Source organism: Caulobacter sp. 10L414 (assembly GCF_056395525.1).
The window spans coordinates 22641-47243 of sequence record NZ_JBFTJR010000043.1; the positions used below are offsets into that span (position 1 = coordinate 22641).

At 69.9% G+C, this 24603-nt stretch carries 24 protein-coding genes; 14 read left to right on the plus strand and 10 right to left on the minus strand.

What is annotated here, in order from left to right:
- Positions 1-76: 76 nt before the first annotated feature.
- Positions 77-1315: a CaiB/BaiF CoA transferase family protein gene (locus tag AC1DCG_RS17110; RefSeq protein ID WP_477029181.1), complete on the minus strand. Its 1239-nt coding sequence runs from the start codon at positions 1313-1315 to the stop codon at positions 77-79.
- Between the two features lie 90 nt (positions 1316-1405).
- Between AC1DCG_RS17110 and AC1DCG_RS17115 the strand changes: the two genes are divergently transcribed.
- From AC1DCG_RS17115 to AC1DCG_RS17130, 4 genes are all read left to right on the plus strand, one after another.
- The gene (locus tag AC1DCG_RS17115; RefSeq protein WP_477036794.1) at positions 1406-2692 is read left to right on the plus strand and encodes an MFS transporter; all 1287 of its coding nucleotides are present in this window, start codon (positions 1406-1408) and stop codon (positions 2690-2692) included.
- 109 nt (positions 2693-2801) lie between these two features.
- Positions 2802-4028, plus strand: a complete 1227-nt coding sequence (locus AC1DCG_RS17120; RefSeq protein ID WP_477036795.1) for a class I SAM-dependent methyltransferase — start codon at positions 2802-2804, stop codon at positions 4026-4028.
- Positions 4025-4381 (plus strand): hypothetical protein, encoded by a 357-nt coding sequence (locus tag AC1DCG_RS17125; protein WP_477029184.1) that lies wholly within the window; start codon positions 4025-4027, stop codon positions 4379-4381. The genes AC1DCG_RS17120 and AC1DCG_RS17125 overlap by 4 nt, the downstream gene beginning before the upstream one ends.
- A 27-nt stretch (positions 4382-4408) precedes the next feature.
- Positions 4409-5284: a VOC family protein gene (locus AC1DCG_RS17130; RefSeq protein WP_477029185.1), complete on the plus strand. Its 876-nt coding sequence runs from the start codon at positions 4409-4411 to the stop codon at positions 5282-5284.
- 243 nt (positions 5285-5527) lie between these two features.
- Here AC1DCG_RS17130 and AC1DCG_RS17135 read toward each other — a convergent pair whose 3' ends face one another.
- Complete coding sequence (locus AC1DCG_RS17135) at positions 5528-7384, minus strand: alpha/beta fold hydrolase (protein WP_477041579.1); 1857 nt, start codon at positions 7382-7384, stop codon at positions 5528-5530.
- Between the two features lie 165 nt (positions 7385-7549).
- On the opposite strand from AC1DCG_RS17135, the gene AC1DCG_RS17140 reads away from it, so the two are divergent.
- On the plus strand, positions 7550-8266 hold the full coding sequence (locus tag AC1DCG_RS17140; protein ID WP_477029187.1) for an SDR family oxidoreductase: 717 nt from the start codon (positions 7550-7552) through the stop codon (positions 8264-8266).
- Between the two features lie 71 nt (positions 8267-8337).
- Here AC1DCG_RS17140 and AC1DCG_RS17145 read toward each other — a convergent pair whose 3' ends face one another.
- A complete protein-coding gene (locus AC1DCG_RS17145) occupies positions 8338-8724 on the minus strand; it encodes a response regulator (protein ID WP_477029188.1) in 387 nt (128 codons plus the stop codon).
- Positions 8725-8851: 127 nt separating this feature from the next.
- On the opposite strand from AC1DCG_RS17145, the gene AC1DCG_RS17150 reads away from it, so the two are divergent.
- Positions 8852-9337, plus strand: coding sequence for a hypothetical protein (locus tag AC1DCG_RS17150; protein WP_477029189.1), 486 nt, complete (start codon positions 8852-8854; stop codon positions 9335-9337).
- Here AC1DCG_RS17150 and AC1DCG_RS17155 read toward each other — a convergent pair.
- The 3 genes from AC1DCG_RS17155 to AC1DCG_RS17165 all read right to left on the minus strand — a co-directional run bounded on the left by AC1DCG_RS17155 (position 9334) and on the right by AC1DCG_RS17165 (position 11532).
- Positions 9334-9960 carry a glutathione S-transferase family protein gene (locus AC1DCG_RS17155; protein WP_477029190.1) on the minus strand — a complete coding sequence of 209 codons (627 nt, stop codon included), beginning with the start codon at positions 9958-9960 and terminating at the stop codon, positions 9334-9336. The genes AC1DCG_RS17150 and AC1DCG_RS17155 overlap by 4 nt on opposite strands.
- Before the next feature lie 10 nt (positions 9961-9970).
- Complete coding sequence (locus AC1DCG_RS17160) at positions 9971-11170, minus strand: FAD-dependent monooxygenase (RefSeq protein ID WP_165256098.1); 1200 nt, start codon at positions 11168-11170, stop codon at positions 9971-9973.
- Between the two features lie 71 nt (positions 11171-11241).
- Positions 11242-11532 (minus strand): DUF1330 domain-containing protein, encoded by a 291-nt coding sequence (locus AC1DCG_RS17165; protein WP_058350252.1) that lies wholly within the window; start codon positions 11530-11532, stop codon positions 11242-11244.
- 175 nt (positions 11533-11707) lie between these two features.
- Here AC1DCG_RS17165 and AC1DCG_RS17170 point away from each other — a divergent pair, with 175 nt between their 5' ends.
- The 7 genes from AC1DCG_RS17170 to AC1DCG_RS17200 all read left to right on the plus strand — a co-directional run bounded on the left by AC1DCG_RS17170 (position 11708) and on the right by AC1DCG_RS17200 (position 19093).
- Entirely contained in the window at positions 11708-12454 is a 747-nt protein-coding gene (locus AC1DCG_RS17170) for a maleate cis-trans isomerase family protein (RefSeq protein ID WP_165256100.1), read from the plus strand.
- A gap of 11 nt (positions 12455-12465) precedes the next feature.
- Complete coding sequence (locus tag AC1DCG_RS17175; RefSeq protein WP_477041580.1) at positions 12466-13395, plus strand: polysaccharide deacetylase family protein; 930 nt, start codon at positions 12466-12468, stop codon at positions 13393-13395.
- Entirely contained in the window at positions 13392-14264 is an 873-nt protein-coding gene (locus tag AC1DCG_RS17180; protein WP_477029192.1) for an isocitrate lyase/PEP mutase family protein, read from the plus strand. The genes AC1DCG_RS17175 and AC1DCG_RS17180 overlap by 4 nt, the downstream gene beginning before the upstream one ends.
- A 15-nt stretch (positions 14265-14279) precedes the next feature.
- The gene (locus AC1DCG_RS17185; protein ID WP_477036798.1) at positions 14280-15449 is read left to right on the plus strand and encodes an FAD-dependent monooxygenase; all 1170 of its coding nucleotides are present in this window, start codon (positions 14280-14282) and stop codon (positions 15447-15449) included.
- Between the two features lie 432 nt (positions 15450-15881).
- Positions 15882-17105, plus strand: coding sequence for a class I SAM-dependent methyltransferase (locus AC1DCG_RS17190; protein WP_477029194.1), 1224 nt, complete (start codon positions 15882-15884; stop codon positions 17103-17105).
- 23 nt (positions 17106-17128) lie between these two features.
- Complete coding sequence (locus AC1DCG_RS17195) at positions 17129-17500, plus strand: hypothetical protein (protein WP_165256106.1); 372 nt, start codon at positions 17129-17131, stop codon at positions 17498-17500.
- 9 nt (positions 17501-17509) lie between these two features.
- A complete protein-coding gene (locus AC1DCG_RS17200; protein WP_477029195.1) occupies positions 17510-19093 on the plus strand; it encodes an FAD-binding oxidoreductase in 1584 nt (527 codons plus the stop codon).
- 320 nt (positions 19094-19413) lie between these two features.
- Here AC1DCG_RS17200 and AC1DCG_RS17205 read toward each other — a convergent pair whose 3' ends face one another.
- The 4 genes from AC1DCG_RS17205 to AC1DCG_RS17220 form a co-directional block, all read right to left on the minus strand.
- Positions 19414-19722 carry a hypothetical protein gene (locus AC1DCG_RS17205; protein ID WP_101718975.1) on the minus strand — a complete coding sequence of 103 codons (309 nt, stop codon included), beginning with the start codon at positions 19720-19722 and terminating at the stop codon, positions 19414-19416.
- Positions 19723-19746: 24 nt separating this feature from the next.
- Positions 19747-20793: a class I SAM-dependent methyltransferase gene (locus AC1DCG_RS17210; protein WP_165256112.1), complete on the minus strand. Its 1047-nt coding sequence runs from the start codon at positions 20791-20793 to the stop codon at positions 19747-19749.
- 90 nt (positions 20794-20883) lie between these two features.
- Positions 20884-21672, minus strand: a complete 789-nt coding sequence (locus AC1DCG_RS17215) for an alpha/beta hydrolase (RefSeq protein WP_477029196.1) — start codon at positions 21670-21672, stop codon at positions 20884-20886.
- Complete coding sequence (locus AC1DCG_RS17220; protein WP_477029197.1) at positions 21672-23186, minus strand: aldehyde dehydrogenase family protein; 1515 nt, start codon at positions 23184-23186, stop codon at positions 21672-21674. The genes AC1DCG_RS17215 and AC1DCG_RS17220 overlap by 1 nt, the downstream gene beginning before the upstream one ends.
- 183 nt (positions 23187-23369) lie before the next feature.
- Between AC1DCG_RS17220 and AC1DCG_RS17225 the strand changes: the two genes are divergently transcribed.
- Entirely contained in the window at positions 23370-24443 is a 1074-nt protein-coding gene (locus AC1DCG_RS17225; RefSeq protein WP_477029198.1) for a serine hydrolase domain-containing protein, read from the plus strand.
- Positions 24444-24603: the final 160 nt, after the last annotated feature.

The window sequence follows — 24603 nt, forward strand, 5'->3', positions numbered from 1 at the left end:
GTCGTGGAGCAGTCGCCGACTCGGCTTGGATCCCCGCCTTCGCGGGGAAGGTCGGATTTAGGACGGACTCAGCCCCCTAGATCACCCCCGCCGCCTTCAGCGCCGCGACCTCCGCCTGGCTCTTGCCCAGCCCCGCCAGCACCGCCGCCGTGTCCGCCCCCAAGGCCGGCGGCGGGCGCTCCACGACCACCGGCGTGCGCGAGGCCCGGATCGGCGAGGCGACGGTGCGGATGGGCGCCGTCAGATCCTCGCGCGCCTGCTGCACCACCAACTGGCGATGCACTGCCTGCGGCTCCTCGAACACCTGGTCGATGCCGTTGATCGGCCCGCAGGGCACGCCGGCGGCCTCCAGCAGGGCGATCCAATCGCGCGTCGTACGCGTGACCAGAACCGGGGCCATGGCCGCCGCCAGCTGCGCACGCGCCGCCACCCGCTGGGCGTTGGTTGCGAAACGCGGATCCTCGGCCAGCTGCGGCGCATCGGCCGCCTTGGCGAAGGCCCGGAACTGGCCGTCGTTGCCGACCGCCAGGACCATGGCTCCATCGGCCGTGGCGAACACCTGGTAGGGCGCAAGGTTGGGGTGGGCGTTGCCCAGGCGCCCGGGCGCCTGGCCGGTGGCGAAGTAGTTGCTGGCCTGGTTGGCCAGCACGGCGGCCTGCACGTCGAACAGGGCGATGTCCATGTGCTGCCCCTCCCCGGTCGCGCGGGCGTGCAGCAGGCCGCAGAGGATGGCGTTGGCCGCATAGAGGCCGGTGAACAGGTCGACGACCGCGACGCCCACCTTCATCGGCTCGGCGCCGTCGGTCCTGTCCGGCTGGCCGGTGATCGACATCAGCCCGCCCATGGCCTGGATCATGTAGTCGTAGCCGGCTCGCGCCGCGTAGGGGCCGGTCTGGCCAAAGCCGGTGATCGAGCAGTAGACGAGGCGCGGATTGATCGCCGCCAGGCTGTCGTAGTCCAGGCCGTACTTGGCCAGACCCCCGACCTTGAAGTTCTCGACCACCACGTCGGCCTCGGCGGCCATCTGGCGGATCAGGTCGGCGCCGCGCGGATCGGCCATGTCGATGGTCACCGAGCGCTTGTTGCGGTTGGCGCAGGTGAAGTAGGCGGCGTCCCCCCTTCCGCCGTCCGTCGTCTCGAAGAACGGGGGGCCCCAGGCGCGGGTGTCGTCGCCGACGCCCGGCCGCTCGACCTTGACGACCTCGGCGCCCATGTCGGCCAGGGCCTGGGTCGCCCAGGGACCAGCCAGCACGCGGGAAAGATCGAGCACCTTGACCCCCGAGAGGGCGGCGCCGGGCCTGACGTCTGATCGCAAGGCGACTGCTCCGGATATTCCTGTTGCGGGCGACGTTCAGCGCCCCAGGCTGCCTCGCCTACCGATGTGATCGCGGCGGGGCAAACGGCGATGGCGAAACTATCCGAAAACCAGACGGGCGAATTCCGCCGCGGCTGGCCGCTGCTGCTCAGCGTGGTGCTGGGCGTGGGCCTGGGCCTGTCGCCCCTGCCTTTCTACAGCATCGGCATGCTGGCCCCGCAGTTGGCCAAGGAGTTTGGCTGGAGCTTCGCCTCGATCATGCTGGGCCTGCCGGTCGCCACCGTCGCGGTGATGATCGTCGGCCCGATCATCGGCTGGGTGGGCGACAGGATCGGCGTGCGCCCCGTGGCCATCGCCTCGCTGGTGCTGTTCGCCTTCGCCTTCATGGGCTTTGCGCTGACCAACGGCTCGCTGCCGCTGTTCTACCTGAACTGGGCGCTGATGGGCGCGGTCGGCGCGGGCACCCTGCCCACCACCTGGACCCGAGCGATCAACAACGGCTTCGAGCAGAACAAGGGCCTGGCTTTGGGGATCGCCCTGATGGGCACCGGCGTCTTCGGCTTCCTCATCAAGCCGTTCCTGATGTGGATGATCGAGGCCCACGGCTGGCGCGCGGCCTACCTCGTCACCGGCGCGCTTCCCCTGGTCATCGCCCTGCCCGTGGCGCTACTGGCCTTCAAGGACCCCGGCGCCCGACGCGTCCACACCGAAGCCGCGCCGCTGCCCGGCCTGACGCTGCCCCAAGCGCTGCGCGATACGAAGTTCTGGCTGATCGCCGGCGGCTTTCTGCTGTTCTCCTTCGCCATCGCCGGCCCGCTGCCCAATCTGGAGAACCTGCTGAAGCTGAAGGGCTTCACCAAAGCCGAGATCGTCAGTCTGGCCCCCGTCGTGGGCCTGTCGGTAATCGTCGGGCGCGTGGCCGGCGGCTGGCTGGTCGACCGCTTCTGGGCCCCGGGCGTGGCGCTGGTGCTGCTGTGCCTGCCGGCGCTGGGCTGCCTGATCCTGCACGGCCAGGACCCGGGCTTCGCCGGCGCCCTGCTGGCCATCGCCCTGGTCGGCATGGCCGCGGGCATGGAGTTCGACCTGTTGGCCTTCCTGATCGCCCGCTATTTCGGGGCGCGGTCCTATTCGACGCTCTACGGCTGCCTCTATTGCGCCTACGCGGCGGGCTCTGGCCTGGGGCCCGTCGCCTTCGGAGCCGATTTCGACGCCACCGGCGGCTACCAGCTCTCGCTGATCATGGCCACGGGCCTTCTAGTGCTGGGCGGTCTCGTCCTGCTGCCGCTGGGCCGCTACCGCTTCGCCGCCGAGCACGCCGTCGAGGAGCAGCGCATCGAAGCCGCCGCCGGCGAGCGCGCGGCCGTTCCCGGCGCCTGACCCTTGGATTCCTGAGAGGGGATTCCTGACAGGCGGATTTTCGCGTCGTCCCGTCCCCGCCCTCCGCCGGACGGGCGCAAGCTCGCGTCAATTCAGTAGGAGTGCGCCCATGACCGGTCGCGTCAACGAGGGGCCGATCCAGGCCTATGACGGCCCGCCCGACTATCGCAAGGTCGGCCGCCACGGGGTGTTCCCCGACATGTCGCACGACGAAGTCGAGCGGCTGAACGTCCTGGCCCAGCTGAACCGCCACCTTTCGACCCGCGTCATCCCCGGCGTGAAGCAGGCCTGGGAGACCCGCGCCCTGCCGGCCTTCGAGAAGGTCAACGGCCGCCCGCCCGAGGACCGCCACGAGGTCCGCAAGGCGCTGCTGAAGGATCCCGCCTTCCAGACCTGGTCGGCCCTGCGCCGCCTGACCATGGAGCAGCGCCAGCAGGCCGGCCGCTGGACCACCCTGCGCCAGGCCGAGGAACTGGCCGCCAAGGCCGCCGCCTTGAACGCCGGCCACGACCGGCTGCAGCTGGATCCGGCCCTGCCGATCCCGCGCTACGTCTCGGCCGTCGACCACCACTGCATGCCCGGCAGCTATCACGTCGAGCGCTTCGAGGGCGACGTCTCGGGCGGCGCCAACTACGACCACGGCGGCTTCGCCACCACCGGCGGCCTGCTGGGCCGCTTCTCCGACGGCGGCGGCCAGGCCGTAGTGCGCTGGGTTCAGCGCCGCCTGCCCGACTTCAAGCCGCGCCGCATACTCGACATCGGCGCCACCGTGGGCCACAGCGCCCTGCCGATCGCCCAGGCCTTCCCCGACGCCGAGGTGGTGGCCATCGACGTCGGCGGGCCGATGCTGCGCTACGCCGCCGCCCGCGCCGCCTCGCTGGGGGTTACGAACATCCGCTTCGTCCAGGCCGACGGCACCGACCTGTCGCGCTTCGAGACCGGCAGCTTCGACTGGGTGCAGACCACCATGTTCCTGCACGAGCTGTCGCTGGCCTCGATGAAGGCCATCTTCGCCGAAAGCCGCCGCTTGCTGGCCCCGGGCGGCGTGGTGCTGCACGTCGAACAGCCCCAGTACGCGCCGACCATGCCGCTGTTCGAGCAGGCCATGCGCGACTGGGACGCCTTCTATAACAACGAGCCCTTCTGGAGCACGCTGCACGAGATCGACCTGGACGCCCGCATGGTCGAAGCCGGCTTTACCGCCGACGAGCTGATCCATGACGGCGTCACCGCCGTGGTCGATCGCGAGGTCTTCCCCGACGCTGCCGACGACGACAGCGAAGACTACGGGCGAAAAGCCGCCTGGCGCGTGATCGGAGCCCGGAAAACTCAATGAGCATCGCAGACGCCCTGGCCGACGCCGGCGCCAAGCCCGCCGGCAAGCGCCCCTATTTCTTCGCCGACCGCGAGGTCGAGCGCGTGCTGGCCATCACCATGGCCGTGGTCCAGGAACTGGCCGTCACCCGCGCCCGGCTCGACACGCTGGAACGGGTGATCGAGGCCCGCGGCGGCCTGGACCGCGCAGAGATCGAACGCTTCGAACCCTCCGCCGAAGCCGCCGCCGAGCGCGGCCTGTGGCTGCAGGAATACCTCTCCCGCGTGCTGCGCATCGTCCAGCAGGAGGCCGAGGCGGCCACCGCCACGGGCGACGTCGCCTCCGACGACGTCGCCGTCGAACTGCGCGACTGAAGCCCGCACGATTTCAAGGACATACCGATGAACCTTCTCAGGGCCGCCACCCTGGTGACGCCGAACGTCGCCCAGGCCGCGCAGCGCTACGCCCAGTGGCTGGACTACGCGGTCGTCGAGCAGGGCGAGGTTCCCGCCGACCTCGCCGCCAGCTGGGGCGCCCCGGCCAGCGCCGGCCGCCCCTACGCCGTGCTGCAGCCGGCCAGCGGCGCCGACGTCTTCCTGCGCTTCGTCGAGGGCGACCCGGTTCCGGAATATCGCCCCCTGCGCACCTACGGCTGGGCGGCGATCGAGATCTGCTGCCAGGACGTCATGGCCGTGAACGCCCGCATGCAGGACGCGCCGTTCGAGATCATCGGCCCGCCCAAGCGGATCGACGGCCTGCCCACCATCCACCCGATGCAGGTGAAAGGCCCCGACGGCGAGATCGTCTACCTCACCGAGATCGTCTCGCCCGGCAACGGCCTGCCCCACCCCGGCAGCCTGATCGACAAGCTGTTCATCCTGGTTCTGGCGAGCGACGACATGGAGGCCAGCGGCGCCTGGTTCGGCCAGACCCTGGGCCTGGACGTCGGCGCGCCGATGACCATCGTCTACAACATGATCAACGACGCCTTCGAACTGCCCAAGGACAGCCGCCACGCCCTGGCGACGGCCACCTTCGAGAAGGACGTCTTCCTGGAGTTCGATCAGTATCCCGAGGCGGCCACCGTGCGCCCGGGCCATCCCGGCGCCCTGCCGCCGGGGATCGCCATCTGCACGCTCAAGCACCCCGACTTCGACAGCATCCAGGGCGACTGGATCGTCGCGCCGACCGTGCGCAACGGCGCCGTCTACGGCGGCAAACGCGCCGGCGTGCTGCGCGCCCCGGGCGGAGCGCTGGTCGAGGTGGTGGAAGCGTAAGAAACCCCTCTCTCATGGAGAGAGGGAGGGGCCCGCCGCGCAGCGGTGGGAGGGTGAGAGGGTACGCCGCTTGCGGGTCTCCCCTCACCTCTCCGCCGGCAGCAGCGGTCAGAACAACCGGATCAGAAAACAAAAAGGCGCGGCCGAACGACCGCGCCTTTTCCTGTGAGATTGAAACCTCTCACCCTCCCACGCCTTGCGGCGTGGGCCCCTCCCTCTCTCATAGAGAGAGGGGCGTATCGATCAAAGCTTCACCACGACCTTGCCGAACGCGCCCTGATCGGCGCGCGTATAGGCGCCTTCGATGGCGTCGAGGCCGAACACCGCGTCGACCTGCGGGACGATCCCCTTGGCGGTTACGAAGTCCGACAGCGCCTGGTGATCGGCGCGCGAGCCGACCGAGATCGCCGTGGCGCGCTGGGCCATCATCACCATGGCCGAGGCGTCCAGCGTTCCGCCGAAGCCATCCAGGGCGCCGATCACGGCCACATGCCCTCCGACGCCCAGGCTCGCCTGCGACCTGGCCAGCGTGCCGGCGCCGCCGAGCTCCAGGGCGTGCTGCACGCCGCCGGCCGAGGCCTCCTTCACGACGGCCTCCCAGTCGGGCGTCGTGTGATAGTTGACGGTCAGGTCCGCGCCCAGCTCAGCGGCGCGCGCAAGCTTGGCGTCGTCGCCGCCGACCACGGCCACCTTGGCCCCGAAGGCCTTGGCGATCTGCAGCCCCCACAGCGAGACGCCGCCGGTGCCCAGGGTCACCACCCAGTCGCCGGCCTGGATGCCGCCGTGCGTGACCAGCGAGGCCCAGGCCGTGACGCCCGAGCAGGTCAGGGTCGCGCCCTGCACGAAGTCGAGACCGTCGGGCAGCTTCACCACGCCGCCGGCCGAAAGCACCACGTGCTCGGCCAGCACGCCCGGTCCGCCCGCGCCCAGCGACGAGATCACCGCCGGGAAGCTGACGCGGCCGCCGGCCCAGTTCTGGAAGAAGGTCGAGGCCACGCGGTCGCCGAAGGCCAGCCCCTCGACGCCCTCGCCCACGGCGACCACCTCGCCGGCGGCGTCCGACAGCGGCGTGAAGCCGTCGGCCTCGCCCACCGGATACCAGCCCTTGCGGATCATCACGTCGCGGCGGTTCAGCGCCACGGCGCGCACGCGCACCAGCACCTCGCCCGGACCCGGCGTGGGGATCGGCACGATGGACTCGGCCAACTCGAAGCCCTGGCCGGCGCGGACGAGGGAGAAACGGCGATTGGTCATGGGCGGGGTCCACTGAAGGGGGCTGTTCGGAGGCGTGGTTTCGACGCCGGCCGCGAAGGCCAGCAGGGTCTCGGCGAAGATCTCGGGTTCCAGTTCCGGCGCGGCCACGCCGGTCTTGCCCTGGGTGGTCACCACCACCCCCGGGCGGGCCTTGCGGATGCGGCCGACGAAGCCGGCCAGCGGGTCGTCCACAGCCTGCAGCACCGTCACCGGACAGGTCACGCCCGAGAAGACGCTGGCGAAGTCCTGGTCGAAGATCGCGCCGAAGGCCTGGTTGCGGCCGTCCGGCGCACCGATGGCGCCCAGGAATTCGGTCTGCACCAGCTGGGCGTCGAAGCGGGGCAGCAGCCCCTTCATCACGCCCCAGGACTCGATCAGATAGGCGCCGTGCGCGTCGATCGGCGCGGATTGGCCGACCTGGGCGCGGAACATCTCGCGCTCTTCGGCGCTGGCGAACAGCACGCCGTTCAGCAGCAGCGAACGCACGCGGTCGGGCGCAGCCACGGCGATCTCGGCGCCGACGTGGGTGCCGGTATKATGGCCGGCCAGGTGGAAGCGATCGACGCCCAGGGCGTCCAGCGCCGCCAGCAGCCAGGCGCCGTAGTCCACCGTGGAAGGCATGCCTTGCGGCTTGAACGACTGGCCAAAGCCCGGCGTGTCCAGCGCGATCGCCGCGCGGCGGCCCGCCAGCCGCGCCAGCACGCCGTCGAAACAGGCCGAACTGACCGGCGTGCGGTGCAGAAGGACGATCGGATCGCCGGGTCCGTCCACCCGGCGCAGGTGCACCTGGCCGGCGGGCGTATCGGCGTAAGCCTTCACAATCGGGGCTTGGCGAATGAGCGTCACGAACGCGGCTCCAGCGGAATCTTCGAGCCTCGGTCCTAGCGCCGCCCCCGCGCGCGCTCCCGGCGGCCGGGGCCGTTATCCGCACAGCGGCGAAGATCGCCGCCGCCTCGCCCTCGCCTTTCCGACCGGTTCAAGTCGCCCCAGCAACGAACGAGAGAGCACGCCATGACCACGGTCCTGATCACCGGCGCCAATCGCGGCATCGGTCTGGAACACGTCCGCCAGTACGCCGCCTCGGGCGCGCAGGTCATCGCGACCTGCCGCGATCCGGCCTCGGCCGCCGAACTCGCGGCCATCGCAGACGCCCATCCGGGCAAGGTGCGCGTCGAGGCGCTGTCGGTGAACGACGCAGGCTCCGTCGCCGCCTTCGCCCAGCGCCTCGAAGGCGTGGCGATCGACGTGCTGATCAACAACGCCGGCACCTACGGACCCATTCCGCTGCCCGAGGGCATGGCCCACCAGACGCTCGCCGGCATGGACTACGACATCTGGGCCGACATCCTGGCCACCAACGTCGTCTCGCCGTTCCGCATCACCGCGGCGCTGATCGACAACATCAAGGCCGGCGGCCAGAAGACCATCGTCATGATGTCCAGCGGCCTGGCCTCGATTGGAACCAACATCTACGGCGGCTCACACGCCTATCGCTCGTCCAAGGCCGCGCTGAACATGCTGGCCAAGGGCCTGGCGGTGGAACTGAAGGCCGACGGCGTCACGGTCATCGCCATGGCCCCGGGCTGGACCCGCACCGCCCTGGGCGGGCCCGACGCGCCCTATTCGGTCGAGGAAAGCGTCGAAGGCCAGCAGAAGGTCATCGCCGGGCTGAGCCTGGACGATACGGGCAAGTTCCTCGACCTGGCCGGCGCCGAGGTGGCCTGGTGAAGCAGAGGCTCACGCTCCTTGTCATCCCGGCCGTAGCGTAGCGAAGCGCCGGGATGACAAGGATTGTCGAGCTACCGCAAGTTCAGCGCCGCATAGACCTTTTCGACCACCTGCTGCGGCGAGAACGGCTTGAGGAGGTAGGTGGTGGCCCCCGCGCCCATGGCGCTGGCGATGCGGTCCAGGCGTCCGTCGCCGGTCAGCATGACCACAGGGGTCTCGCGATGCTCCTGTCCGCCGCGCAGCAGCCTGAGCAGCTCCATACCGTCCATGTCGGGCATGCGGATGTCGATCAGCCAGATCGCCGGCCGGTCGATCGACGCGGCGTGCAGCGCGCTGCGGGCGGATTCGAAGGCCTGGACCAGATAGCCGGACTTGGCCAAGGCACCTTCCAGGAAGGCCAGGAGCACCGGGTCGTCGTCGACCACGAACACACGCCCCTTGATCCAGCTGCGCTCCATCCAGGCCCGCCTCGCGTTAACCTTGCGAACGACTGTCTCACAAGGCTTTGGCAAGGAAAACGGCGCGGAGGTTGCAGGCGCGGCAGATACGCCTGACGACGGCCGGCGGCTCGGCTAGAGTGGGCGCATGGCCAAGCTTTCCCGCATCGTGTTCGCCCTCGCCGCCGCCACGCTACTACTGGGCGCCTGCGCCAGCCTGCCCGCGCAGGACGACTACAGCTGGAGCCATACGCCGGCCGAGAACGGCGTCGACGCCAAGCTGTATTACGGCGAGCCCGAGAGCGACGTCGTCTGGCTGGGCTTCACCTGCGCGCCCAAGGGCCAGGCGGAGCTGCTGGTGTTCGTCGACGAAGACCCGGCCGCCTGGCCCAAGACCCTGGCCCTGCGCAGCGGCGGCGCCGCCTTGCCGATCAAGGCCGAGCCCGACCCCAGCGCCGAGATCGCCATCCTGAGAGCCCCGATCGACCCCGCCGCGCCCGCGATCGCCGCCTTCGCCCGCACCGGCCGGCTGCAATGGGTGTGGAACGGCGACGCCAACCCCGTGGGCGCCGAGGCCCCCGACGAGCGCCGGCAGATCGCCGCCTTCTGGCGCGGGTGCGCCGGCCGGCCCTAGCCGGCCGCCATCCCGCGCTTCACGCCCGGCCGTTCGCCGATGAAGGCCTCGTACCGCGCCAGGTTCGGATACGGGTCGAGCCCGCCCGCCAGCCGCTTGGCCGAGCTGGCCACCATCGGGAGAAACAGGGCGTCCAGGATCGTGAACCGCTCGCCCAGCATGTAGACGCGGTCCGCCAGGCGGGCCTCGAACGCCGCCAGCTGCTCGTGGCAGTCGGCCAGCGAGCGCTCGATCGCCCACGGCGTCTTCTCCGGGGCCATGACKGTGGCCACGAACTGGTTGGTGAAGGCGCCGGCCAGCTGCGACGACACCGCCGAGGCCCACATCAGGAACTCGGCCCGCTCGCCCGGCCCCCTGGGCAGCAGGTCGCTGGCGGCCTTCTCGGCCAGGTACCAGGCGATGGCCAGGGTCTCCGACAGCACGATGGGCGCGCCGCCCGGCCCGTCGGGATCGACGATGGCCGGCGCCTTGCCGAACGGGCTCAGCGCGGCCTTGTAGGCAGGCTTCTTGTGCTCGCCGGCATAGAGGTCGACCGGGGCCAGCGCATAGGCCAGCCCCGTCTCCTCCAGCACGATCCGCACCTTCTGGCCGTTGGCGGTCGGAACGGTGTGAAACTGGATCATCGCGCCCGCCTCACGCCGTCGCCGCTTCGAGCTCAAGGCTCTTGTACATCGACTGCAGCAGCAGGTACTCGCGGCGCTGCTCTGGGTCGGCCAGGATCTGGCGCATCTTGGCCTCGCGCTCGGCATAGGCCTCGGCGGTGCCCGCCTCCATCGCCGCCTTGTTGGCGATGGTCTGKGTCTGGATGAACTTGTGCATCACCGCCCGACGCTGGCGATCATAGAGCGGCAGCAGCGCCTGCGCGTCGCCGTTCTCCTGCAGGATCTCGGCCAGCTTCTCCGTCAGGTTCCACACGTCGTGGATGCCCGAGTTCATGCCGAACCCGCCCAGCGGGTTGTTCAGGTGGGCCGCGTCGCCCGCCAGCAGCACCCGGCCCACATGGTAGGTCTTGGCCACCCGCTGATGCACCTTGTAGAGCGTGCGGTGCGCGGTCTTGATCGACGCGCCCTCGCCCAGCAGGCCGCCGAACACGGCTTCCTTCTTGGCGTCCGACAGCAGGGCCTCGTCGCTCTCGTCGCCGTTGGCCGGCACCAGGATCCGCCACAGCGACGGCACCCGCAGCAGCACGCACCACTCCTTGGGATCGGCCACGTAGTTGACGTGCGCCAGCCCCGGGAAATGGTCCTCCAGCGGCCAGTCGGTCGACAGGGTCAGGAACTTCTCCGGATAGGTGAAGCCCTCGAACTCGACATCCAGCCACTTGCGGACGATCGAGTTGGCCCCGTCCGCCCCGATCAGGTAGTCGCAGCGCACCTGCTCGATGCCGAACGGCGCCTCGATGAAGGCGGTGACGCCCTGGTCGTCCTGGGTGAAGTGGGCCAGCCGGTGCGAGAACCGCACCTCTCCCTTGGGATGCTGCGCCAGCTTGGCGGTCAGAAGGCGCGCCAGCTTGAACTGCTCGCACTGCAGCCGATACGGGTGCTCTGAGATGTCGCCCAGCTCGCCCATGTCGAAGGCCATCACCTCGCCCGTCACGCGGTTGCGATAGTGATAGACCGGCGCGCGCAGGCCTTGAGCCTCCAGCTCGTCCAGCACGCCCAGCGTCTTCATCATGTCGAGCGTCGGCGGATGCATGGTCGAGGCGCGCAGGTCCTCGGGGCAGCGGGGCGCGGCCTCCAGAAGCAGCACCTCGACACCCAGTTGGGCCAGCCGATAGGCCGCGACCGAGCCCACGGGCCCAGCGCCGGCGACGACGACTTGGAATCGTTCCACGGAACCTCGCTAGTTTTGGATCGGCGTTGCGGGCGCGGTTTCCCCCTCGCGCCCCGGCTCACGCGTCTTGATCAGTCGACGACAATCATGCGGACCACGACGTCGCCCGCGTTCTTCCGCAGGAGCTTGGCGGCCTGGTACTCGTCCGAGTGCAGGTAGGCCTTGGCGGCGGCGGCGTCGGGATAGCGGGTGACGATCACGCGCTCGCCTTCCGGCACCTCGCCCTCCAGCACCTCGGTCACCGGACCGCGGACATAGGTTTCGCCGCCGAAGCGCTCGGCCAGGCCCGAGATGGCCTTCACGTATTCCATGAAGCGCGGCGGGTCGGTGATGACGGTGGTGGCGATGATGAAGGCGGGCATGGTCTCGTCCCCCGAAGGAATTTCCGTTGTGGTTCAACGACGACCCTAGCGACGCCCGTCCTTCCCGCTCTGGCGGCGCCTTTTCCTATCCGCCGGGCGGATATCGGCTCCTGGGGTGCGGCGCGGCCGCTTCGGCTTTGCCATTCCTCGACCATCGAAACGTCGAGGAAGCGTCATGCCGGATTCATTGGGACACCGCCTGAAGTATGCGGTGATCGCGCCGTCGACCAACACCAGCGTGCAGCCGGAATACGACGACATGCGCCCGCGCGGCGTGACCAACCACTTCCAGCGCATCGCCATTCCGGACACCAAGGTCACCGACGACGAGTCGTTCATGGTGATGCTGCAGAACATCCGCGACGCGACCATGGACAGCGTCGACGTCGCCATGACCATGGACCCGGCCTGCGTGGTCATGGGCATGTCGGCTGAAACCTTCTGGGACGGCGCCGACGGCGCCGAGCGCCTGACCCAGCGCATGCTGGAGCGCACCAACGGCGTGCCGGTCGTCATGGGCTCCACCGCCGTCGACGCGGCGCTGAAGGCCCACGGCGGCATCAAGAAGATCGGGGTGATCACCCCCTACATGCCGGTGGGCGACAACCAGGTGCGCAAGTTCTTCGAGGACCTGGGCTACGAGGTCACGCAGGTGAAGGGCCTGAAGTCGCCCTCGCCGATGCTGATCGCCCACGAGACGCCGCAAACGCTCAAGCGCGCGGCCGAAGAGGTCTCCGAAGGCGCCGACGCCGTCGTCCAGTGCGGCACGAACCTGGCCTTCGCCAAGGTCGCGGCCATGGCCGAGTTCTGGCTGGAAAAGCCGGTCGTGGCCATCAACACCGCCACCTACTGGCATGCTCTCCGGAGCATGGGGATCCAGGACAAGATCGACGGCTTCGGCTCGCTGCTGCTCGAGCACTAGGGGTTATCAGTATGGAATACGATTACGTTCCGCTTCCGCACCGCAAGCCGCTGATCTGGCCGAACGGCGCGCGCGTGGCCCTGGTCATGACCTTCAACCTGGAGACCTGGGACCTCACCAAGCCGACCAAGGAGAAGTACTACGCCGGCGGTCCGGCCGTGCTGCCCGACGTGCTGGCCGGCGACACCCCCGACTTCCCCAACTACACTTGGCGCGAATACGGCCAGCGGGTGGGCATCTGGCGGCTGTTCGACCTGTTCGACGAGCAGGGCGTCAAGGCCAGCTGCACCACCAACGCGGTGACCTTCGAGCGTCGCAAGGCCATGACCGACGCCTGCCTGGAGCGCGGCTGGGAGCTTCTGGCCCACAACTGGGAACAGGGCGAACTGCTGACCGACTTCGCCCATGAACCGGCCAAGGAGCGCGACATCGTCCTGCGCTCGCTGGAGCAGTACGAGAAGTTCGTGGGCAAGAAGGCCAAGGGCTGRCTGTCTTCGTCCCTGCGCGGCACGCTGCAGACCGCCGATATCCTGGCCGAGCACGGCTGCACCTTCTATTGCGACCTGCTCAACGACGACCAGCCCTATCTGCTGCGCACGCCCAACGGCCCGATCGTCTCGACGCCCTATTCCAACGAGATCAACGACTTCACCCTGCTCACCCGTCGCGGTCACACCACCGACGAGTACCGCGATGTGCTGATCGAGGAGCTGAACGTCCTCTACAAGGAGGGCGCGACCTCGGGCCGGATCATGAACGTGGGCATCCACCCGCACGTTTCGGGCCGGGCCTATCGGATCCGGGCGCTGCGCGAGTTCATCCAGCACGCCAAAAGCCTGCCGGGCGTGTGGTTCGCCACCCGCGAAGAGATCGCCGACTGGTATCTGGCCAACCATGAGAGCCATATCCCGACGGGCGCGGCCTCCAAGGCGGCCGAGTGACCAGCGCCGCCACGCGCCTGCGCGAGCGGCTGGCGGCCGGCCCCGACGGCCGCCGCCGGCTGCTGGCCGCCCCGGGCTGCTACGACGGCTTCTCGGCCCTGCTGCTCGAGCAGGCCGGCTTCGAGGCCGCGTTCCTGTCGGGCGCGGCCCTGTCGCTGGCGCGGCTGGGCCGTCCCGACGTCGGCCTGGTCGGCGTCGGCGAGCTGGCCGATGCGGTGCGGGCAATCTGCGACCGCGTCGACCTGTCGCTGATCGTCGACATCGACACGGGCTTCGGCAACGCGCTGAACACCCAGCGGACGGTCAAGGTGCTCGAACGCGCCGGCGCCGCCGCCGTGCAGCTGGAAGACCAGACCTTTCCCAAGCGCTGCGGCCACATGCGCGGCAAAGGCGTGATCCCGCTGCCCGAGATGGTCGGCAAGGTCCGCGCCGCGCTCGACGCCCGCTCGGAAACCCTGCTGGTGGCCCGCACCGACGCCCTGGGCGTCGAGGGTCCGCAAGCCGCCATGGATCGCGCCGAGGCTTATCTGGAGGCCGGCGCCGACATCGTCTTCGTCGAAGGTCCCCGCACCCTCGAAGAGACCAGGGCCGTCGCCGAGCGCTTCGCCGCCCGCGTTCCCCTGGTCCACAACCTGGTCGAGGGCGGGATCACCGCCGTGCGCACGGGCGCCGAGCTGCAGGAGCTTGGCTTCGCCATCGCCCTGCACCCGATGCTGCTGCTGCACGGCCTGGCCCGCCACGCGCCCGACTGGCTGGCCAAGCTGGCCGCCGACGGCACCACCGACGGCCTCGACATTTTCGACCTTCCCCGCCTCAACGCCGTCGCCGGGCTCGACGCCCTGCTGGCCGACGCGGCGACCTATGCCTGAGTACGGAGACTACCCATGCGTCCCCAGCACCTGATCGTCGCCGGCGCCGGCATCGGCGGCCTGACCGCCGCCATCGCCCTGGCCCGCGCCGGCCACACCGTCGAGGTTCTGGAGCAGGCCCCGGCGCTCGGCGAAATCGGCGCCGGCGTCACGCTCGCCCCCAACGCCATGCGCGTCTATCACCACCTGGGCCTTGCCGAAGCCATCACCACGGCCGGGGTCGAGCCCCAGCGCCAGCGGGTGCAGCACTGGGCCGACGGCCGCGATCTGGTCGCCTTCGAGCGCGGCCAGAAGGTGCGCGACCTCTACGGGGCCCCTTACGTCTACATCCACCGCGCCGACCTGCACGCCATCCTGGTCGAGGCGCTCGAGGCCAGCGGCCGCGCCACGGTGCGCCTGTCGTCCGCGTGCGTCGCCGCCGAGCCGACCGAAGACGGCGCCATCGCCGTCCTGGCCGATGGAACTGAGATCAAGGGCGACGCGGTGATCGGCGCCGATGGCGTCAAGTCAGGCGTGCGCAAGGGCTTCGATCCCGGCCAGCCGCACTTCACCGGCCACGTCGTCTGGCGCGCCATCGTGCCGGTCGAGGGCGCGCTGCTGGAAGACATGGCCCACTTCCCCGGCATCCACATCGGCCCGGGCCGCATGGCCGTGCGCTATCCGCTGCGGGGCTCCACCCTGTTAAACCTCGTCTTCTTCGCCCGCCAGGAAGGCTGGGCCGAGGAAGGCTGGACGATCCGCGCCGACCTCGCCGACCTGCGCAAGACCTTCGAGGGCTGGAGCAGCGACGTGCAGTCCCTGCTCAACGCGGTGGATCCGTCGGCCCTCTACAAGTGGGCCGTCTTCGCCCGCCAGCCGCTGAAGACCTGGGTGCGCGGCGGCTGCGTGGCCCTGCTGGGCGACGCCGCCCACGCCATGACCCCGTTCCTGGGCCAAGGCGCCGCCGCCGCCATCGAGGACGCCCTCGTCCTGGCCCGCGCCTTCGAGGCCGCCGCCGACGTTCCTGAAGCCCTGGCCCGCTACGAGGCCGCCCGCAAGGAGCGCTGCGGCTTCATCCAGGTCGAATCCAACCTCAACGCCGACCGCCTGGAAGGCGACGAAGCCCACCTCTACGGCATTACCGAGATCAAGAACGAAGAGACCCTGGGGCTGTTTGCGTATGACGCGGGAGCGGTGGAGGTCTGACACCTGATCCCTCTCTCCGAGAGAGAGGGAGGGGCCAGCCGCCGCAGGCGGTGGGAGGGTGAGAGGTTTTACCCTCTCCGAACCGGGTGCCGCCCATCCTCCCATACTCCCGTCATTCCCGCCCTTGTGGCGGGAACCCCTGGTTCCGCCCGCACGTGATGCGCTAGCGACGTGCTGAGCACGCCGCCCCTCCCGCCCTTGCGGCTGAAAGAGGGTTTCCCGCCACAAGGGCGGGAATGACGGGAGGGAAGTCGAACATTCCCCTTCCCCTGCGTCCGCCCACGCCCTGCCCGCCGACAGCCCTCGCCTGCCTACCACCCAGGCTGTCCGCCTAGCGGAGCATCCGCTGAACGCAATATTTTGACTGATCAGTCCCCTTCAGATTAGCCTCAGTTCGCGCCGCCCTTCCGGGCCGGCTGTTTGGAGGCCGCCATGTCCGCCGAGATGCTCAACACCTTCCAGCAGGTCGACCACCCGATCCTGCCCAAGCCGACCCACGACGAGGGCTCGCGCCAGGAATTCACCAAGAGCTTCAAGCAGTTCATCCAGCAGGGTCTGCTGCCGGGCCTGGGTCCCGTGTTCGGCGTCCGCGCCGCCAAGGCCTTCGAGCGCGAGCATGGCCGCACCCCCGCCGACCGCCGCGACATCCGCTCGGCCATGGTCAAGGACCTCTATTTCCAGCACTACGCGGCCGCCAACCGCATCGCCCAGGAGCTGCTCTGGGAATCGACCAACGTCACGATCGACCGTGAGCTGCCCGAGCTGATCGAGAAGGCCCGCGACCTTTCGGCTTCCGCCAAGGGCAAGCTCGACGTGCCCGAAGCCTTCGACACCCCGCGCTACGTCACCTCGATCGACATCCACTGCATGCCCGGCGGCTATGCCGGCGAAGTGGCCCCGAACGACATCTCGACCGGCGCCCTCTACGACCGCGGCGTCTATCTCTACGCCATGGGCTATATGGGTCCGTTCAACGACGACATGGGTCGCTCGGTCTGCAACTACGTCAATCGCCGCCTCGACGGCTTCAAGCCCAAGCGGATCCTGGATCTGGGCTGCACGGTGGGCCACTCGACCCTGCCCTACAAGGAGCTGTTCCCCGAGGCCGAAGTCTGGGGCGTCGACGTGGCCGCCCCGCAGGTGCGCTACGCGCATGCTCGCGCGGCCGGTCTGGGCCTCGAAGTCAACTTCGCCCAGATGAACGCCGAGGAGACCCGCTTCGAGGACGGCTCGTTTGATCTGATCGTCAGCCACATCCTGCTGCACGAGACGTCGGGCAAGGCCATGCCGCGCATCTTCAAGGAGTGCCACCGCCTGCTGGCGCCCGGCGGCTACATGATCCACGCCGACCTGCCGCCGTTCGACAACATGGATCCGTTCACCCAGTTCATCCTCGACAACGAGACTTGGTACAACAACGAACCATTCTGGGGCGCCATGCGCGAGACCGACCAGGTCGCGCTGGCCAAGGCCGCCGGCTTCCCGCCGGAAACCATCAAGTTCGACACCGCGCCGATGGCGATCATGGAGTTCGTCGCCCAGCAGGCCGCCGGCTACAGCCAGGACGCCAGCGCGGCGGTCTCCGACCGCGAGTTCGCCGCCGGCGAATACGCTCCCGGCGGCGGCTGGGAAGTCCTGATCGCCCGCAAGGCCTGAGCAGAGTTCGAGGAAACAGTACGATGAACGCCCACGCTCCGCAGGCCGAGCGCCCGCACGTTATCCGCGACGCCAAGGGCAAGCGCCCGCAGTTCTACGAGGCCCCGGGCCTCGACCAGGCCATGTCGATGATCATGGTCCTGGCCAACGAACTGGCCGTGCTGCACGACCGTCTCGACAGCGCCGAACGCGTCCACGCCGCCAAGGGCCTGGACCTCGCCGCCGAGATCGAGGCCCTGCAGCTCGACCAGGCCGCCCTGGAGGCCCGCGAGGCCTGGCGCCAGGACTTCCTGGGTCGCCTGTTCTACCTGGCCCGCAAGGACGCCTCGGAAGCCGCCGCGGCCGACACGGCCGAGCGCTTCCGCGCCACCATCGAAGACATCGCCCAAACCTGAGTAGAGCCTATGCCCGTCAAGACGCGTACCGCCCCGGCTGACGCCGGCCTCCTCGCGCGCCTGGAGGCGATCGTCGGCGCCGGCGGCGTCCTGACGGGCGAAGCCGCCCTGCCCTTCGCCACCGACGTCTATCGCACGCTGGAAACGCCGCTGGCCGTGGTTCGCCCGGCCGACGTCGAGCAACTTCAGGCGGTCGTGCGCGAAGCGGCTACGGCCGGCGTCGCCATCGTCCCGCGCGGCGGCGGCGCCTCCTATACCGACGGCTATCTGGCCGTCCGCACCGACACGGTGCTGATCGACACCGGCGCGCTTTCCCGCATCGTCGAGATCAACCAGACCGACGCCTATGTCACGGTCGAGGCCGGGGTCACCTGGGCCCAGCTGAAGGACGCGCTGGATCCGCTGGGCCTGCGCACTCCGTTCTTCGGCCCGTTCTCGGGCCTGGCCGCCACGATCGGCGGGTCGATGTCTCAGCACGCCATCAGCCACGGCTCGGGCCTCTACGGCAGCTCGGCGGAGTCGGCCGTGTCGGTCGACGTCGTGATCGCCGACGGCTCCCTGCTGCGCACCGGCTCGGCGGCCCGCGGCGCCTCGCCGTTCGCCCGCTGGTACGGCCCCGATCTGTGCGGCCTGTTCCTGGGCGACTGCGGCGCGCTGGGGATCAAGGCGCGCATCACCCTGCCGCTGATCGCCAGGAAGCCCGCCTTCCAGTGCGCGTCCTTCGCCTTCGAAGACCTGCCGAGCCTCGCCCGCGCCATGCGCGCGGCGTCGGTCGAGGCGCTCGACGACGAGCACTTCGCCATCGACGCGCCCCTGGCCCAGGGCCAGATCGCCCGCCAGGACAACGCCGCCGTCGTGCAGATGGCCCTGACCGTGCTGAAGAGCTCGCCGTCGCTGGTCGCCGGCGTCAAGCAGCTCAGCAAGATGGCCCTGGCCGGCGATCGCGCCCTGCGCAAGGCCGAATACATGGTCCACTACATCCTCGAAGGGGTGGACGACCGCGAGGCCAAGGCGCGACTGGACCGCCTGCGCACCCTGATGACGGCCGAGGGGGTCGAGATCCCCAACACCATGCCGACCATCGTGCGCGGCATGCCGTTCGCGCCGCTCTACAACGTGCTCGGCCCCAAGGGCGAGCGCTGGGCCCCGCTGAACGGCATCCTGCCCCACAGCCAGGTCGCCGCCTTCCACGCGGCGCTCGAGGCCCTCTACGCCAGCCACGCGCAGGAGATGACCGCCCGCGGCGTCTGGCGCGGCGGCATGTTCGAGGTGCTGCGCCCGTCCGGCTTCCTCTACGAGGTCGCCCTCTACTGGCCCGGCGAGCAGACCGCCTACCACGCCGGCGTACTGCCGGCCGAGCATCTGGCCAGCCTGCCGCAGTACGCCGAGGACCCCGAGACCACGGCCTTCGTGGGCAAGCTGAAGAGCCAGATCATCGACCTCTACGCCCAACACGGCGCCGTGCACTTCCAGCTGGGCAAGCTCTATCCCTACGCGGATGTGCTGGAGGCCCCGACGCTGGATCTGGTGAAGGCCGTCAAGGCCGCGGTGGATCCGAAGGGCGTCATGAACCCCGGGGCGCTGGGGCTGTAAGGCCCCAAGCCTCTCCCAGTCTCGGAAAACCTCTCCCAGAGGGAGAGGGAGGGGCCCAGGCGTAGCCTGGGAGGGTGAGGGGTTACGCCCTCACCGATAAATCCACGATCGAACATCAGAAACGTCGGCCGCGCGGGAGCTAGGGGATGGGACCGCCAGCGGCTTATCCCCTCACCCTCCCACGCCTGCGTCGCGGGCCCCTCCCTCTCCCCATGGAAGAGGTTTCAAGAAGGGCCGCCCTCGCACAAGCCAATAAAAAAAGGCGCGGTCCTTTCGGACCGCGCCAGGCTACACACTGCGCAGTTGCAGCGGGGACTTCGTCAGCTCCGCGCCTCGGGAGCCGCGCGCAGGGCGCGCATCAGGTTCTGGACGATGGCGTCGCGCTTGGCGTTCAGTTGGGCCTGCAGTTCCGGGCCCGGCTGGAAGGCGTCGACTTCCGCATTGGCCAGCACGCCGTGGCTTTCCAGCACCGCCTCCAGGACGTGGACGCGGTCGGTCAGCACCCAGATCTCGCGGGTCAGCGACAGGATCGCCTCGCCCAGGTCGTCGATCTGGTCGACGGTCAGCATCCGGCGGTTCACCGGCTCGGAGATCGGGCGCTCGAAGGTCTTCTGGTTCATCGCGTTCATGTCGCTCGCTCGTTGTCGGAAGGATCAGGCGGGCTTGTGAGCGCGCAGCACGTAGTAGGAATGGGTCGGAGCTTGGGTCGCGCCCTCGACGTCGACGAAGCCGATGTCCTTGCAGGTCTGGATCAGGTCCATGCTGGCCGAGGCGCGCCAGTAGGGCTCGCCGCCCCACTTGGCCAGGTAGTCGTAGCGCCACGAGGCCATCTTATCGATCTCGGCGTAGCGCGGCACGTCGGCCATGATGATGTCGCCGCCCGGCTTCAGCATCCGAAACGCCTCTTCCAGAACCGCCTTGATGATCCGCGGCGGCGCCTCGTGGAAAAGGATGAAGGTGGTGACGAGGTCGAAGCTCTCGTCGGCGAAACCGGAGTTCTCGCCGCCCTTGACCATCAGCTTCCAGTTCCAGCCCTTCTCGTTGGCCACGCGGCGGGCCTGTTCGAGCATGCGGGCCGACCAGTCGATCCCGGTGATCTGGGCTTCAGGGAACGTCTCCTGCAGGGCCTGGGTGAAGTGGCCCGAGCCGCAGCCGATATCGAGGATTTCCTTGTAGTCGCGGCGCGGGGCCTGCTGGGCGGCCGCCCGGCGCTGGCCGAAGATGTCGCCGCCATAGCCGCGGGCCACCAGCTGCTTGTGCACCAGCTCGCCGTGAACGTAGCCGGTGTGGTCGATGTGGTCCCAGCCGCCGGTGGTGCGGTGGAACCAGACCTTGCTCCAGTAGCTGGGCGGGGTCTCGCCGTCGCCGTAGTCCAAGCTGGCCGGACCTTCGTCGAGGGCCTTGAGGTACGGCTCGATGACCGCGCGACGCTCCTCGAAGGCTTCGTCGCAGTGGGCGCCGTGGGTGCGCGAGGCCCATTCTCCGAACAGCTCGCGGATCTTGAAGATCTTGGAGTCGGCCAAGGTCTCGACGACCAGGGCGTGGCGTTCATCCATGTCGTCGGGCATGGTCTGGGCCGTGACGCCCTTCATGGCCAGTTCCGCCTCGGAGGCGAAGTGCAGGCCGAAGGTCGCCTTCGATATGCCCGCCTGGAAATCGAGCGACGCGCGCCCGCGTTGGGCCAGGGCCGGAGCGTCCATGAGGCACCTCTAAAACCTTGTTTCGATGAAGGACTTTAACCCCGACCCGAGCCTCCGAAAGGCGCCTCGGACCCGCTATCCGCACAACGGTCAGCGGGTGGTGAAGCTCTCGTCGCTCGACCGGGCGGCGATGCGAGCGGCCGCCTCGGCGTCGCCGGCAGCATGGGCCAGCACCAGATCCGCCGACGCCGCGAGAGCTTGCGCCAGACCCGCCGCCTGGGCCGGCCCTGGCAGTTCGGGCCGACAGATCAGCCCGCCGAAATAGTGGTCGACGCCGGGCAATACCAGCGCGTGGCGGTTCCCCGGCGCCGGCGCTTCATAGGCGATCAGCCGCATGCGCCAGTCGTCGACGAAGCCTGGCAGCACGTCGGCGTCGCCGGTCTGCACCAGCAGCGGCGCGGCGATGCTGGCAAAGCCCTCCGGCCCGATCAGCGGCGGCGTGGCGGGCGGCGGCGACAGGGCGACCACGGCCTTGACCCGCGGATCCAGGGTCGGCGCGCCGGGCGGCGCCAGCACGCCCGCCCCGCCGGCCGCCAGGGCCAGCAAGGCTCCGAACGAGTGGCCGGCGGCCGCGAGGGGCAAGTTCCCCTGCCCGGCCAGCCAGTCCAGGGTCGCGGCCTGGTCTTCCAGCCGCGTGCGCCAGACCGCGCCCTGGTCGTAGGCCTCCCGGAACGGGTGGTCGGTGCTGTCCACATGCATCGGCGCGGCGACCAGCAGGCCCGCAGCCGCCCAGCCCTCCAGCAGGGCCGCGTACTTGCCCGGCGCCGAAAAGGCCCCGTGCGAAAAGGCGATGGCAGCCTTGGCGGGTCCGGCGGGCCGCGCCACGGCCAATCCGATGGAGCGATCGCCGACGGCGATCTCGACGATGTCCAGGCTCATCAGACGACCGCGCAGACCGTCTTCCATTCCAAGTAGCCGTCCAGCGCCACCTGACCGCTGTCGCGTCCCCAGCCCGAGGCCTTCACCCCGCCGATYGGCAGGCTGTTATCGTACATCGAGTGGCAGTTGATCCACACCGTGCCGGCCTTGATGCGGCGCGACAGGCGGTGGGCGTGCGACAGGCTCTCGGTCCAGATGCTGGCGGCCAGGCCGTACTCGCTGTCGTTGGCGGCGGCGACCACCTCGTCGATCTCGTCATAGGACTGGACGACCACCACGGGGCCGAACACCTCCTCGCGGACGATGGCCATGTCGGGGGTGACCCGCGCCACCACGGCCGGCGTCACGAACGTCCCCTCGTCGCCGCCCTGCACGCCGCCGGTCAGCACCTCGGCGCCCGCCGCCGCCGCGCCGGCCACGAAGCCGGCCACGCGGTCGGCCTGCTTGCGCGAGACCAGCGGACCCATGTGGGTGGCCGGATCCAGGCCGTGGCCCAGTTGCAGCCCCCTGGCCTGGGCCGCAACCCCCTCGACCACCCGGTCATAGATCGAGCGGTGGGCGTACAGCCGCGAGCCGGCCACGCACACCTGGCCGGCGTTGAAGAAGATGGCGTTGGCCGCGCCGGGGATGGCCAGGTCGAGGTCGGCGTCCGGCAGTATCACCACAGGCGACTTGCCGCCCAGTTCCAGGCTGACCTTCTTGAGGTTGCCCTTGGCCGCGTCGAGGATCGCCCGCCCCGTCGGGGTCGAGCCGGTGAAGGCCACCTTGTCGACGTCCGGGTGCGCGGCCAGGGCCGCGCCCGCCTCGCCGCCCAGGCCGGTGATCAGGTTCAGCACGCCCGCCGGGAAGCCGGCCTGCTGGACGAGTTCGGCGAGGCGCACGGCGGTCAGCGAGGTGTCCTCGGCGGGCTTGAGCACCACCGTGCAACCGGCGGCCAGGGCCGGCGCTAGCTTCATGGCGGTCAGCACCAGCGGCGAGTTCCACGGCACGATGGCGGCGACAACGCCCACCGGCTCGCGCAGGGTCCAGCTGGCCACCTGCTTGCCGGCCGGCTGGTAGTTGATCGAGCTGTCGATCGTCCGCCCCTCGATGGCCGTCGCCAGGCCGGCGTAGTAGCGGAACTGGTTCACCGCCCCCGGGATCTCGGCCCAGCGGCCGACATACAGCGGCTTGCCCTGGTCGAGGGTCTCCAGTTCGGCCAGCTCGTCGATATTGGCCTCGATCAGGTCGGCCAGGGTCCACAGCAGGCGCGAGCGCTGCATCGGCGTCAGAGACGGCCACTCGCCGCCATCGAAGGCCTTGCGCGCGGCGGCCACGGCCGCATCCACGTCGGCCGACCCGCCCTTGGCGATGTCGGCCAGCACGACGCCGGTGGCCGGGTCCTTGGTCGGGAAGGTGTCGCCGGCGGCCGCGTCGACCCAGGCGCCGCCGATGAACAGCTGCTTGCGACGCTTGGCGAGGAAGGCCTTGGCGCCCTCCGTCTGAGGTTCGACCGAACGGACGAAGAAGGTCATGGCGCACTCCCCGGGACGCTGGAATTCCAGCCTCGACGCTAGCCCCCGCGCCCTCGATTCACAGGGGTCGCGGAACACCTATCCGCTGTGCGGGCGCCCCCGCGCGCGGCCGCTTCCGAACCGCGCTAGAGCCTAGGTTCACGGCTCGTAACGGATGCTTTTCAGGGGCTTGGGATGACGACGATGAACGGACGCGGCGTGGACGAGATCCACGGCTACGCCCCCCTGCGCCCGGTGCCCGGCGCGGCCGCACCCGACGCCTCGCCGGTGGTCCCCGGCGGCGTCTCCCAAGCCGCCCTCGACGCCGCCCAGGCCTTTTCCGACGCCCATGACGGCCTCGCTTTGCTGGTCTTCGCGGGCGGCGCTCTGCGGCACGAGTCCTATGCCCCGCACGTGACCGCCGACAGCCTGTTCGAGACCTTCTCGATGCATAAGTCGGCGCTGGGCCTGCTCTACGGCGCGGCGATCCGCGACGGCGCCATCGCCTCGATCGACGACCCGGTCGGCCTCTACCTCGCCGAATGGCGCGACGATCCGCGCGGCGCGATCCCGCTGCGCCACCTGCTGGGCATGAGCTCCGGCCTGACCGTGCACAGCCTCGACAAGGGCGACCCCGTCGCGCTGGCCCTGATGCTGGGCGACCGGATCAGCGAAACGGCCCTCGCCGTCCAGGCCGAGCGCCCGTCCGGCGAGGTCTTCGACTACTACAACGTCGCCGCCCAGGCCGCGGGCCTGGCCCTGTCGCGCGCCGTCGCGGCCAAGGGCCTGGGCGACGCGGCGAGCTATCTCTCCAAGGCGCTGTGGACGCCGATGGGCGGCGCCGACGCCCGGCTGTGGGTCGAGCGCGAGGACGGCGAGCCGCGCTTCTTCGCCGGTCTGCAGGCCCGGGCCCGCGACTGGCTGCAGCTGGGCCGCCTGGTCGCCGGGGCCGGCGCGATCGACGGCCGCCAGGTGCTGCCGGCCGACTGGATCTCGACGATCACCGCGCAGAACCCGCTCAATCCGGCCTATGGCCTGCTGGTCTGGCGCGCCGCCCCGGCCGAAGACGGCAAGCGCGCCTACGGCCCCTCCACCGCCTACGCCGCTCCGCAGGGCGCGGCGTTCCTGGCCGAAGACCTCGTCTATTTCGACGGCTTCGGGGGCCAGCGCGTCTACGTCTCGCCCTCCCGCGACCTGGTCATCGTCCGCATCGGCCGCCCCCGCCTCGATTTCGACGACGCGGTGCTGCCCAACCTGATCGTCGAAGGGCTGAGCTGAGATCCTCCCCCTTTGGGGGAGGCAGCCCGAAGGGCCGGAGGGGGCCAGCGCCGGCGCCAAGTGGTCCCCCTCAGTCGCTCCGCAACAGCTCCCCAGAGGGGGAGCATCTTCGCGCCAATAGATCCTCCCCCTCTGGGGGAGGTGGCCCGAAGGGCCGGAG

Bases quoted from the DNA above. Each gene is read 5' to 3' on its own strand.
- AC1DCG_RS17115 (WP_477036794.1), top strand. From the start codon at position 1,406: ATGGCGAAACTATCCGAAAACCAGACGGGCGAATTCCGCCGCGGCTGG.
- AC1DCG_RS17120 (WP_477036795.1), top strand. From the start codon at position 2,802: ATGACCGGTCGCGTCAACGAGGGGCCGATCCAGGCCTATGACGGCCCG.
- AC1DCG_RS17125 (WP_477029184.1), top strand. From the start codon at position 4,025: ATGAGCATCGCAGACGCCCTGGCCGACGCCGGCGCCAAGCCCGCCGGC.
- AC1DCG_RS17130 (WP_477029185.1), top strand. From the start codon at position 4,409: ATGAACCTTCTCAGGGCCGCCACCCTGGTGACGCCGAACGTCGCCCAG.
- AC1DCG_RS17140 (WP_477029187.1), top strand. From the start codon at position 7,550: ATGACCACGGTCCTGATCACCGGCGCCAATCGCGGCATCGGTCTGGAA.
- AC1DCG_RS17145 (WP_477029188.1), bottom strand. From the start codon at position 8,724: ATGGAGCGCAGCTGGATCAAGGGGCGTGTGTTCGTGGTCGACGACGAC.
- AC1DCG_RS17150 (WP_477029189.1), top strand. From the start codon at position 8,852: ATGGCCAAGCTTTCCCGCATCGTGTTCGCCCTCGCCGCCGCCACGCTA.
- AC1DCG_RS17165 (WP_058350252.1), bottom strand. From the start codon at position 11,532: ATGCCCGCCTTCATCATCGCCACCACCGTCATCACCGACCCGCCGCGC.
- AC1DCG_RS17170 (WP_165256100.1), top strand. From the start codon at position 11,708: ATGCCGGATTCATTGGGACACCGCCTGAAGTATGCGGTGATCGCGCCG.
- AC1DCG_RS17185 (WP_477036798.1), top strand. From the start codon at position 14,280: ATGCGTCCCCAGCACCTGATCGTCGCCGGCGCCGGCATCGGCGGCCTG.
- AC1DCG_RS17190 (WP_477029194.1), top strand. From the start codon at position 15,882: ATGTCCGCCGAGATGCTCAACACCTTCCAGCAGGTCGACCACCCGATC.
- AC1DCG_RS17195 (WP_165256106.1), top strand. From the start codon at position 17,129: ATGAACGCCCACGCTCCGCAGGCCGAGCGCCCGCACGTTATCCGCGAC.
- AC1DCG_RS17200 (WP_477029195.1), top strand. From the start codon at position 17,510: ATGCCCGTCAAGACGCGTACCGCCCCGGCTGACGCCGGCCTCCTCGCG.
- AC1DCG_RS17205 (WP_101718975.1), bottom strand. From the start codon at position 19,722: ATGAACGCGATGAACCAGAAGACCTTCGAGCGCCCGATCTCCGAGCCG.
- AC1DCG_RS17210 (WP_165256112.1), bottom strand. From the start codon at position 20,793: ATGGACGCTCCGGCCCTGGCCCAACGCGGGCGCGCGTCGCTCGATTTC.
- AC1DCG_RS17215 (WP_477029196.1), bottom strand. From the start codon at position 21,672: ATGAGCCTGGACATCGTCGAGATCGCCGTCGGCGATCGCTCCATCGGA.
- AC1DCG_RS17225 (WP_477029198.1), top strand. From the start codon at position 23,370: ATGAACGGACGCGGCGTGGACGAGATCCACGGCTACGCCCCCCTGCGC.